The organism is Polyangium sorediatum (genome assembly GCF_029946465.1).
GTDB lineage: Bacteria > Myxococcota_A > Polyangia > Polyangiales > Polyangiaceae > Polyangium > Polyangium fumosum.
The window spans coordinates 24,957-36,149 of the sequence record NZ_JARZHI010000029.1 but is presented as its reverse complement, the minus strand read 5'-3'; the positions used below and the strand labels follow the sequence as shown (position 1 = coordinate 36,149).

General features: G+C 65.6%; 7 protein-coding genes and 1 pseudogene. 7 read left to right on the top strand and 1 reads right to left on the bottom strand.

Going from position 1 to position 11,193, the window contains the following annotated elements; genetic code table 11:
- The first annotated feature begins 2 nt into the window (after nt 1-2).
- From QHF89_RS28045 to QHF89_RS28020, 7 genes and pseudogenes are all read left to right on the top strand, one after another.
- Complete coding sequence (locus tag QHF89_RS28045; RefSeq protein WP_136970795.1) at nt 3-707, top strand: aspartate/glutamate racemase family protein; 705 nt, start codon at nt 3-5, stop codon at nt 705-707.
- Between the two features lie 28 nt (nt 708-735).
- The gene (locus QHF89_RS28040) at nt 736-2,583 is read left to right on the top strand and encodes a cobalamin-dependent protein (protein ID WP_136970794.1); all 1,848 of its coding nucleotides are present in this window, start codon (nt 736-738) and stop codon (nt 2,581-2,583) included.
- 45 nt (nt 2,584-2,628) lie between these two features.
- Nucleotides 2,629-4,308: pseudogene (locus QHF89_RS50015) on the top strand (carbamoyltransferase family protein); the annotation flags it as partial.
- 69 nt (nt 4,309-4,377) lie between these two features.
- On the top strand, nt 4,378-5,358 hold the full coding sequence (locus QHF89_RS50010; RefSeq protein WP_342763974.1) for a class I SAM-dependent methyltransferase: 981 nt from the start codon (nt 4,378-4,380) through the stop codon (nt 5,356-5,358).
- Nucleotides 5,359-5,385: 27 nt separating this feature from the next.
- Nucleotides 5,386-7,053 carry a cyclic peptide export ABC transporter gene (locus tag QHF89_RS28030; protein ID WP_136970792.1) on the top strand — a complete coding sequence of 556 codons (1,668 nt, stop codon included), beginning with the start codon at nt 5,386-5,388 and terminating at the stop codon, nt 7,051-7,053.
- A 57-nt stretch (nt 7,054-7,110) separates the two neighbouring features.
- The gene (locus QHF89_RS28025) at nt 7,111-7,785 is read left to right on the top strand and encodes a YcjF family protein (RefSeq protein WP_136970791.1); all 675 of its coding nucleotides are present in this window, start codon (nt 7,111-7,113) and stop codon (nt 7,783-7,785) included.
- Nucleotides 7,786-8,047: 262 nt separating this feature from the next.
- Nucleotides 8,048-9,109, top strand: coding sequence for a prohibitin family protein (locus QHF89_RS28020; RefSeq protein WP_136970789.1), 1,062 nt, complete (start codon nt 8,048-8,050; stop codon nt 9,107-9,109).
- Nucleotides 9,110-9,148: 39 nt separating this feature from the next.
- Here QHF89_RS28020 and QHF89_RS28015 read toward each other — a convergent pair whose 3' ends face one another.
- The gene (locus QHF89_RS28015) at nt 9,149-10,714 is read right to left on the bottom strand and encodes a type 2 periplasmic-binding domain-containing protein (protein WP_136970788.1); all 1,566 of its coding nucleotides are present in this window, start codon (nt 10,712-10,714) and stop codon (nt 9,149-9,151) included.
- Between the last annotated feature and the right edge of the window lie 479 nt (nt 10,715-11,193).

Here is an 11,193-nt window from a genome sequence, read left to right as displayed (position 1 = left end):
ATATGCGTGGAATACCGGCCCCTACACTCGGCATCCTCGGCGGAATGGGCCCCGTGGTCTCGGCCGAGCTCATCAAGACCATCTACGAATACAACCCGACGCCCACCGAGCAGGAGGCGCCGCAGGTCGTCCTGTTCTCGCTCCCCTCGGCGCCCGATCGCAACCAGAGCATCCACACGAAGAACGAAGGGCCCTTCCTCGCCTTCATGGAGGCGCAGCTCCGGAGGCTCGCGCCGCTCTGCGATCGCATCCTGATCGGCTGCTGCACCGCCCATTACTCGCTCCCCAGCATACCCGAGGAGCTACGGCAGAAGGTGCTATCCATCATGCACATCGTCGATCGCGCGCTCGAGAAGAGCGACGAGCCCGGGCTCCTCATCGCCAGCACGGGCGCCTATGACAAGCGCCTCTTCCAGGACGGCTGCAAGAACGCGGACCGGATCATCGAGCTCAGTCGCCCGGATCAGGAGATCGTCATGGGGCTCATTTTCGAGGTCCTCAAAAAGGGCAAGGATCCGCAAATCGCGCTGCCCACCGTCGAGCGGCTCCTCGACAAATACGGGACACGCACGTTCGTCTCCGGGTGCACGGAGTTCCACCTCGTCGCGAAGATGCTCGACGCGCAGCCGGGCAACACGATTCGCGCGATCGACGCATTCAGCATCGTCGCGCGCGAGTTCTTCGACATCGTTCGCCCTTCGGGCTGAGATGGATCGGTAGGGCGGGCCCTCGAGCATGACTGCGATCGAACTCCCCAGCGTGGACCTTCTCGTGGCGTCGTGTCGCGGCACGCCCATCGTCCAGCCACGCATGGGCTTCAGTGATATCGCGGTCATGCGAGGCGGCCTCCTCGACGTGAAGAGCCTGCCCTTCCCGACCATGGGCACGATCACGCTCGACAGCTTCACGCGCACGGGCCACCTGGGCAAGGCCGCGGAGGCCGTCCGCAAGAGGCAGCCCCTCAATGGCTTCCCGCTCCTCGCGTACCCGGCCGCCGTCGTTCGCGACATGCTCGCCGGGATTCATGGCCCCGGCTTCCCCGTGCAGGTCCGTCATGGGACACCATTACCACTGCCCATTTTCCGCGCGCTCCGGGAGATCGGCATCGGGGCGACGGAGGGCGGCCCGGTCTCGTACTGTCTCCCGTACGGTCAGGTTCCGCTGGAGAAGAGCCTCGCGAGCTGGGCCGCGAGCTGCGAGCTTTTCGCCGAGATGGGGGATCTGGACCACCCTGCGCACCTGGAGAGCTTCGGGGGCTGCATGATGGGGCAGCTCGGCGCGCCCTCGCTGCTCGTCGCCATCAGCTTGCTCGAGGCCCTGTTCTTCGAGCAGCACGGGGTTCGCTCGGTGTCCTTGAGCTACGCGCAGGGCACGAACCTCGCGCAGGACGCGGGCGCCATTGCCGCGCTGCGACGGCTCGCCGGGAAACATCTGCGCCATCGATTCCACGTGGTGCTCTACATGTACATGGGGCTCTTCCCCCGGAGCTTCGAGGGGGCGCGTCACCTCATCGATAGCTGCGCGATGCTCGCGAGGAGGACCGGCTGCGAGCGCCTCATCGTCAAGACGGCCTCGGAGGCGCACCGTATCCCGACGATCGAGGAGAACCTCCTCGCGCTTCGCTGGGCCAGCGAGAGCGCGCGCCTCGAGATCGAGCCGGCCACCGGTCCCGCCGACGAGCACGAGGAGATCACGCTCGAGGAGGCGTCTTCCATCGTGGACCGGGTGCTCGACCTCCACGCGGATGTCGGGGTCGCGATTCGCGAGGCGTTCCGCCGCGGCCTGCTCGACGTCCCGTATTGCCTGCACCCGGATAATCGCGGTTTGGCGCGCACGATGTTTGCGCCCGACGGGGTCGTCCGCTGGGCCGATGTCGGCGAGCTGCCCGTCCGCGCTCCGAAGCGCGGTGCAGCAAGCGCGCGCGGCCCCAGCTCGGCTGGGCTGATCGACGCGCTCTCGTTCTACCGGCGCACGCTGGATCCCGGCGAACGAGAGGTCGTCGAGGCACCCGACTCGCCCGAGCCCGTGGCGAGGGGGCGCGCCGTCCTCACGACCATCCCCTCGGATTCGCATAGCTGGAATTTGATCTTCCTCGAGCTCTTCCTGCGCGAGCATGGATACGAGGTCACGAACCTCGGCATGTGCGTTCCCGTCGAGGTCACGCTCGAGGTGTGCCGCCGCGAGGAGCCTGAGCTTGTCGTCGTCTCCACGGTGAATGGGCACGGATATCTGGAGGGCGCCGAGATTGCGCGCGCCGTGCGGGGCGAAGGCGTGCTCGCCGGGGTCCGACTCGTGCTCGGGGGGCTCATTCATTCCGATCCGGAGATCGCCGAGCAGCAGACCGCGCGGCTCTGCGAAGCCGGCTTCGATCATGTCTACCACGGCGACGCAGGGGTCGCCGCGTTCCGCGAAATGCTCGCGGGGGAGCGCTCACGTACGTCCGGTAGGGCAGGGCGGCTGCGTATCGCCATGCCGCCGGACGACATCGCGCTCGAGGATGCACAGGAGCATGAGGCGTCGTCCCGGCACGAGGCCGATGTGCCGCGCGTGCGGCGAGTCGTTCCCCCACCGAGAATATCTTGAAGAGGGCAAAGCGCCACTTTTCATCACGCAGCCTGGAGGCTTTCGATGTACGTGCTAGGGATCAACGCTGCATACCACGAATCGGCCGCTTGCCTCGTTCAGGACGGCCAGATCGTCGCTGCAATCGAGGAAGAGCGCCTCTCGCGCAGGAAGCACGGCAAGGACGCCGAGCCCTCGAATGGCCAGGTGCTGCCCCTCCTCGCGATTCAGCATTGCCTGGACGTCGCGGGGATCAAGCTCGGGGACGTCTCGTGGGTGGGATACTCGCTGGAGCCCCGGGCGCGCCTCCAGAACAAGCACTTCTCGGATCGGGTCGTCCCGGGCGGCTGGGGGAGCGCAGCGGGCGAGCAGCTCTTCTTCGATCTCGTCCAGCGGGTGCCCGCGGAGCTCCTGTCCATGGGAATGACCGGGGAGTTCAAATGGGTCGGCCATCACCTCGCGCACGCCGCGTCGGCGTTTTACCCCTCGCCGTTCCAGGAGGCAGCCGTCCTCTGCATTGACGGGATCGGGGAGACCGGTTCGACGTTGTTCACGTACGGGCGGGGAGCGAGGATGGACGTCCTCGACGAGATCGCATATCCATCCTCGCTCGGGTTTCTCTGGGAAAAATTCTCGAAGTTCCTTGGATTCTCCGACTACGACGCGTGCAAGGTCATGGGCCTCGCGTCCTACGGCGATCCGGCCAAGTACCTCCGCCCGTTCGAGCGGCTTCTCACGCTCGAGCCCGAGGGGCGATTTGCGCTCGACGGCGAGGCGCTCAGGTTCCGCGTCGAGGACTATGTCCCAATCGAGGCGATGTTCGGCATCTCCAGACGCAAGAAGGGCGATCCGATCCTCGCTGCACACGAGGACATCGCCGCCGCGCTGCAGGAGATCACGAACCGGACGCTCACGCACATGGTCGGTCACCTGGCGAAGCGGACCGGTTCGAAGAACCTTTGTATGGCCGGAGGCGTCGCGCTCAACTGCGTTGCCAACCGTATCGCCTTCGAGGCGAGTCCCTTCGAGCGGCTCTACGTGCAGCCCGCCGCGCACGACGCGGGGACGGCGCTCGGGGCGGCGCTCTACGTCCGGCACGCCATGCTCGGCCATCAGGAGCGCTTCCCTGCGCCGCACCCGTACGCGGGCCCGCGCTTCGACGATGCCGCCATCGAACGCGCGCTCGTCGCGGCCGACGTTGTCTACGAGCGCGTACCCGACATCGAGAGGAAGGCCGCCGAGCTCATCGCTGCAGGCAACATCGTCGGCTGGTTCCAGGGCGCGATGGAATTCGGCCCCCGCGCGCTCGGCAATCGCAGCCTGCTCGCCGATCCGCGCAACCCTTCGATGAAGCGGATCCTGAACGATCGCGTCAAGCATCGCGAGGAGTTCCGCCCCTTCGCGCCGAGCGTGCTCGCCGAGGAGGCGGGGCAATGGTTCTGCATCGAGAAGAGCACGCCAACCTCCGACTTCATGCTCCTCGCCTATCCGGCGAGGCCCGAGCGCAAGGACAGTATCCCCGCCGTCGTGCACGTCGACGCGACGAGCCGCATACAGACCGTCCGCGCGGAGACGAACCCGCGCTACCACAAGCTCATCTCGGCGTTCCGCGAGATCACGGGCGTACCCATGGTCCTCAACACGTCCTTCAACGACAACGAGCCCATCGTCTGCACGCCCGAGGATGCGGTCGCGACCTTCAAGGGGACGCGCATCGACGCGCTCGCCATCGGCAATTTCCTCGTCGAGGCGCGCCGGCAGTCGGGAAAGACGGCCGACGGTGCGTCGCGCGAGGCGCCGGTCGTCCCTGGCGGCATGAGCGCGGCCGATCTGTTCAATGGGTTCGTCGGGGCCAATGTGATCCGCGCGCTCCAGCACCTCGATGTCCTCGACGCCCTCGATCCCGTCGTGCCCGCGGACGTCGACGCGCTCTCTCGGGCGGCGGGCGTGGCCGCCGAACGGATCACGCCGCTCCTCGCCGCTGCGACGTCCCTCGGAATCCTCGCCCCGCGCGGCGGGGGGTACGTCCTGACCTCCACGGGGGTCGACGTCCGCCAGCACGTGGGCTTCTTCATCTGGGCCGTCGGAGGCTACGGTCGGATGTTCGCCGAGCTCGGTGCCCTCGCGCGGTCCTCGGAGCCTCGCCCGATGGATCTCATCGATCGCGGCGACGTCGCGCTCGGCTCCGACCTCTGCAACACGCGCCTCATGCGGCAGACCATCCTCGACGCGTTCGTCGCGCAGGACTTCTCGATGATGGTCGACCTCGGTTGCGGGAACGCGGGGCGCCTCATCGACATCTGCACGGCCAAGGCCGGCGTGCGCGGCATCGGCTTCGATCTCAGCGCCGTCGCCGTTGCGCTCGCCAAGAACAACGTGGCCGCGCGCGGCCTGTCTGATCGCGTCGGCGTCCACCAGGCCAACGTCCTCGATATGCAGCAGCTCGAGGAGCTCGCTCCCGAGATCCGGAAGGCCGATCTGGTGACGTCGTTCATGATGCTGCACGACCTCTTCAATGCGGCCCCGCCCGCGGTGGTGCTCCAGGGGATTCGCCGCGGTTTCCCCGCTGCCCGGCGATTCCTGTTCGCGGACACGTTCCGCATGCCGGAAGGTGAGGCAGGTGTACGACCACCCATCTTCAACCTGGGTTTCCAGTTAACCCACAGCGTGATGGCGCTCGACCTGTTCACCCCCGCCCTGTACCGCGAGGCGTTCGAGGCAGCCGACATGCGCCTCCGGCAACAGATTGCGCTCGGCGTCCCGAACACGTATCTCTTCGTCGTCGACGCCGCGTGATACGAGGTGCTCGATCGGACGAACGCGATGACCATCGTTGACCTGATCTTCAAGGACGCGAAGGCGGAGCGCGGCAAGATCTTCTTTGCCGCGACGGCGGCGGGGCTCGCGAACACGCTCGTGCTGATGCTCGTCAACTCCGCCGCTCAAGCGCCGGAGAAGGCGGGGGCTCGCGCGTTCTTCCTGTTCGTCGTGTTCATCGCGACGTACGTCCTCGCGGCGAGGTACGTCTTCCACCGCATGACGGACATCGTCGAGGAAATCCTGTACCGCATCAAGTGCAGGATCGTGGAGAAGGTCGAGCGCGCGGAGCTCTCGGGCTTCGAGCGTATCGGCGCGTCCGAGATCTATGACCGGGTCACCGAGAACGCCACGATGATCTCGGGAGCGGCCGGGCTCGTGACGAACGTCCTGCAGCAGGCGATCATCTTCACGTTCGCCGTCCTCTACATCGCGTGGCTCTCGTTCCCGGCATTCGCGCTTCTCGCGCTCCTCATTGCGGCCGGGCTCGCCCTCTACTGGTCGCGCAGCGAAGGGATGGGCGACCTCCTGAAGGCGCTCGCCAGGACGCGGCTCACGTTCTTCGATGCGCTCACGGACCTTCTGAAGGGATTCAAGGAGGTCAAGTTCAGCCAAGCGCGGAGCAGCCAGGTCCGGGCCGACATCACGCAGTCCGCGGCGTTGCTGCGCGACGTCAGCCGGAAGGCCAACCACCTTTTCGACGAGAACTTCATCCTCGCGAGCTGCAACCTCTTCGTGCTGCTTGGCGCCCTGGCCTTCGTCCTGCCGCGGCACATGCAGGTCGAAGCCAGCGCGCTCTCGAAGCTCATCGCGGGCGTGATGTTCCTGTGGGGCCCCTTGCAAGGCGTCGTCTCGGGATATCCGGCATACGTCCGGTCCAATCAGGCGATCGCCGAGATCGAGGCGCTGGAGAGGAAGCTCGACGAGGCCGCTGGAGCAGCCGCCGTGCCCGATGAGCATGGGGAGGATCCCTGGAAGGGCAACCTCGGCGTGATCGAAGCGCGGGACGTTACCTACGAGTATCCACGCGCGAACGGTGATGGGGCGTTCCACATCGGCCCGCTGAACCTCTCGATCCAGCCCGGGGAGATCGTGTTCATCGTCGGGGGCAACGGGAGCGGGAAGTCGACCTTCGTCAAGGTCCTGACGGGGCTCTACCCACCGACCGGAGGGACGCTTCGCGTGGGTGGTGTGGAGGTGCGATCCGAGAATGTCGCAGCGTATCGCGAGATGATCACTGCCATCTTCTCCGATTTCCACCTTTTTGCGAAGGCGTACGGCCTCATCGGTATCGACGAGGGCTTGGTTCGACGCCTCCTCGTCCAGATGCAGCTCGAGGGCAAGACTTCATTCGAGGGTGATCGTTTCACGCGGCGCGATCTGTCCACGGGCCAGAGGAAGCGCCTCGCCATGATCGTCTCGCTGCTGGAGGATCGGCCAATCTTCGTCTTCGACGAGTGGGCTGCGGATCAGGACCCGGAGTTCCGCGCCTATTTCTATGAGGAGCTGCTGCCGTCGCTAAAGCAGCGCGGCAAGACCGTCATCGCAGTCAGCCATGACGACCGTTACTTCCGTTGCGCGGATCGTGTCATCACCATGGAACTCGGGATGATCCGTTCTATCGAAGCAGGCTCATCCCGCCCCGCGTTGGTGAAGTCCATGAACGCCGAGTAGTGGTTTCCTCGGTGACAGTGAAGCCTTTCTGAGGCAAAGATCAAGGAAGGAGGCACCATGGCAACCGAAAGTACGCATCCGAAGCAGTCCGCCAGGCCGGACAAGGACGAGCCGAAAGTGGAGGTCAAGGAGAGCAAGGCCGAGGCGAAGGCGGAGGCCAAGCCCGAGGCGAAGGCGGAAGCCAAGCCCGAGGCGAAGGCGGAAGCCAAGGCCGACCCGAAGCAGGAGGCGAAGGCGGCCGACGGGCCGTCGCTCGTCGGCCGCGCCGAGTCGATCATCCGTCGCAACGTTCTCTGGTCGATCGGTGCGGGCGCGGTGCCTCTGCCCGGACTCGATGCCGTGGCCGTGACGGGCGTCCAGGTGAAGATGCTGGCCGAGCTCTCGCACCTCTACAGTGTGAAGTTCACCGAAGACATCGCGAAGAAGCTCGTCGGGGCCCTGCTCGGAGGCGTCGGAGGCGTGACCCTCGGGGCGGCCCTCGGGGGAAGCCTCGCCAAGCTGGTTCCCGGCGTCGGTACCGCGCTCGGCCTCGTCACCATGCCCATCGTCGCAGGCGCATTCACCCACGCGGTGGGGAAGGTCTTCCTGATGCACTTCGAATCGGGAGGCACCCTCCTCGACTTCGACCCGTACGCCATGCGCGCTCACTTCAAGCAGGAGTTCGAGAAGGCCAAGGAGACGGTGGCGCAGATGCACAAGAACGAGCGAGCGAAGGCCGACGCAGTTCCCTGACCTCGAGATCTCATGGAGCTGGCCCCTTTCTTTCAGTATGGCCTCCCGATCCTGACGGTGCTCGCCGTGGGGCTCCTCGGGAATACCCGACGTATCGGGTTCAGGGGGGCCATTCTTCTGTCGGTTCTCCTGACGCCCATCGGGGGATTCCTCATCGCCCTTATCTCGGGGCCCAAGCCTATCCGGGAAGAGCCAGAACGCGCCCCTCACGCTGGAGCGCCCCCTCCCACGTGAAGTCGGGATCACCCCGTCGAGACTGCCCATGGCCAAGAACGAACCGCTGACGACGCCGGCGAGCCGTCCTGCCGCCGCCCCTCCTGCGCCTTCCCTTCGAACCCGGCTCGCGATGCGGCTGCAGCAGGCGCAGTTCGTCGTATACACGACGCTGGTCCTCGTCCTGCTTTCTGTTGGTTTCCTGTGGCCGCGTATCTTCATCTCCATCCCCGCCGGTAGCCACGGGGTCATGTACCGCTTCTTCAGCGGCGGCACGGTGACGAATCGCATATGGGACGAGGGGCTGAACGTCATCCCCCCATGGGACAAGCTGACGGTCTACGAGACGCGGCTACAGCAGAAGACGTTGAAGTTCGATGTCCTCAGCGAGGAGGGGCTCGACCTGGGCGTCAAAGTCTCGGTGCGGTATCGCCCGAACAAGGAGATGCTCGGATTTCTGCACCAGGACGTGGGCGCAGACTATTTCGAGCGCCTCATCCAGCCCGAGGTCGAAGCGCACGTGCGACGTACGTTCGGCAACCGGCCCGCGAATGAGATCTACTCGAGCAAGCGTGACCTGCTCCAGGAGCTGGGCCAGATCCCCGTTCTCGGGAGGCTCGACGACGCCGGCGAATCTCTCCTATCGAACCCCTACGTCACCCTCCAGGAGCTCAAGCTCATCGACATCGAGCTCCCGGACGTTGTGACGAGCGCGATCGCCGAAAAGTACAAGCAGGAGCAGCTCATGCTCGAGTACCGCTACAAACTCGAGCGCGAAGAGAAAGAGGCCGAACGAAAGCGCAAGGAGGCCTCGGGGATCCGCGATTACAACCTCATCGCGAGCAAGGTGAACCCGGACCTCCTACGCTGGAGGAGCATTGAGGCCACGCTCGAGCTAGCAAAGTCGCAGAATTCGAAGGTCATCGTCCTTGGCGGAAATCAGGGGGCGCAGATGCTCCTGAACGTCGACGGCGCGATGGGCGCAGCCCCGACGCCACCTGCATCGGAGACGCCCGCCCCCTCACCCCCTCCGGCGCCCGCGCCTCCGCCGGCACCCGCGCCCGCCCCGGCGCCCGCGCCCGCCCCGGCGCCCGCGCCCGCCAACCCCTGATCCATCACCTTCGGCGCCGACCGGTACACGGAGCGACGCTCAGTTCCTGCCGGTCGCGTCTTCCCAGAGCCGGATCAGCTCGTTGACGAGCTCGCCGTCGACGCGCGGCGGCTCGACGATGGGGGTATCGAAGGTGATCCCGTAGCGCCGAAGACGCAGGAACGGGTTCGTCGTGGAATAGTAGCCGCGAATGGATACGACGGGGTTGGCCGGGCGAAACCCATGGTCGATGGCTTTTTTTTGCATCTCCTCGCTGTGCAAGAAATCGATCCATTTGGTCGCGGCGAGCCTCTGTGGATCGGTGAGACTCGCGGGTCCGTCGAGGAGCACGACGGGGTGCTGGTTCATGATGGTCGGCGTTGGATAGATGACGCGCATGTCGTGCATCACGTTCACGAAGCCGTCGATTTGGTCGAGGATCGGGAACGTGAGGTGCTCGTACGTCACGACGGCGTCGTAGCGTGACGGACCCACGTTGAACATCGTCTCGGCGAGCAGCTTTGCGGAGTTCGGCGCAGCGTCGAGCCCGCCCTCACAACGCTTCAGCCATCGACCGAGCGCTTGCTTTCGCTTTGCGAAGGCGCGCTTGAAATCCGGCACCGCGATGTCCGTCGACACGACGCTCCCGTGGCGATCGGCCTGCGCTTGGGCGTCGGATATCGCTTTCGCCACTGCGTCGGGCCGCTCTTTCGGGGGCAGCACATAATCGTAGGCCATGAGGTAGAGGCTCTCGAGACCGGAAGCGGAGCGCGTCGGCGACGTATGGCCGAACTTGACGACCCCCCATTGCCGGAGCTCGTCCAGCGTCGGGAAGGGCGCGCGGTAGACGTTTTTGGGGACCTCGGGCGTCTCCTCGGCGCGTCTCCTCGGCGCCGCCGGTGCGGGCGTCTTCTTCCGCGGTGGAGCGGGCAGGATGGACTCGTACCAGTCGATCCAGCGGCCGGGGATCAGGTCCTCGGTCGCCATTCCCGAGGGATCCGCCTGCGGCGGCACGAACGCGCACAGGAGGTCGACCCATGGCCCTTGCTCCGAGGATCGGGCTGACATGATGGCATCCACGGCCTGGAGCCGATCTTCCCAGATCAGGACGACCAACGGCGACTCGACGAGCGAGCGCTTTTGATCGACATCGAAGAGCGGTTTGTCCTGGTTTTTCTCCTTCCGCCACCGGGTATCCAGGTACCGGACGACGAGCTCGTCGGCGGGGGCCCAGAGCGTGGGCTGCTGCTCCCCCGCGAGGATGGCGTCGGCGGATTCGATGTCGCCCATCACCGAGAGCTGGACCTGGATGTTCGGGCAAAGTTTGGCGTAGCGATCGGCGGCCTGCTCCACCCAGGCGCGTTTATCGTCGCTGGATAGCATGCTGATGACCACCGGGCGCCCATCCTTCGTGGGCGGGCCACAAAGCTCGGTCTTCACGGAAGTGGTCATCTTGGCATCGACAATCAGCTTCGTCTCCGCGTGGGACATGCCGACTTGATCGCGCACGAAGCGATACGCCACCCCCCCGAGCAGCCCGAGCACGACGAGGAGCGTCAGCGCCTCGCGCGATTGGCTCCTCTCGGCGGGCGTGGCCGCTTTGGCCTGCTTGGATGATTTTGCCACCCGCGGAGTCTAGACTCGATCGTCCCCGGAGAGAAGCGCGATCGAGCATCGCGGATAAGATGCAACCAGCGTCGCCCCGGTCACGGCGCCAGGAGTTCGCCGGGCCGCCGCTCTCTCTCGCTGTACGACCGCGTGTACAGGCTTGGCGGGCATCGCTTTTTGGACCGCGAATGGCGAGCGGTCTGACGTGACCGCAGGATGAGCGCTGCGTGGTGAACCCATCCTGCGGTCGCGGGACGATTTCGCGAGGAATATCCGGATGGCCTCCAGGTGGATGCCTTGCTCAATCGGCCGTATTTCCCGACCGCCGCCTTACGCGCGCGGATGTCTGCGCAGGAAGAGATAGGATGTACCAATGCACCTTCGGCACGGCGTCGATAGAGGATTTTCGGACATCACATTCACTCGAATCGGATCGGCCGCACGTGGATCGGTGCATCCACAGCCGCGCGCCAGTACGGCTCGACGTAGATCAACCG

What these genes read in the sequence shown, in the direction of transcription:
- QHF89_RS28045 (WP_136970795.1), top strand. Translation starts at nt 3, where the DNA reads ATGCGTGGAATACCGGCCCCTACACTCGGCATCCTCGGCGGAATGGGC.
- QHF89_RS28040 (WP_136970794.1), top strand. Translation starts at nt 736, where the DNA reads ATGACTGCGATCGAACTCCCCAGCGTGGACCTTCTCGTGGCGTCGTGT.
- QHF89_RS50010 (WP_342763974.1), top strand. Translation starts at nt 4,378, where the DNA reads ATGAGCGCGGCCGATCTGTTCAATGGGTTCGTCGGGGCCAATGTGATC.
- QHF89_RS28030 (WP_136970792.1), top strand. Translation starts at nt 5,386, where the DNA reads ATGACCATCGTTGACCTGATCTTCAAGGACGCGAAGGCGGAGCGCGGC.
- QHF89_RS28025 (WP_136970791.1), top strand. Translation starts at nt 7,111, where the DNA reads ATGGCAACCGAAAGTACGCATCCGAAGCAGTCCGCCAGGCCGGACAAG.
- QHF89_RS28020 (WP_136970789.1), top strand. Translation starts at nt 8,048, where the DNA reads ATGGCCAAGAACGAACCGCTGACGACGCCGGCGAGCCGTCCTGCCGCC.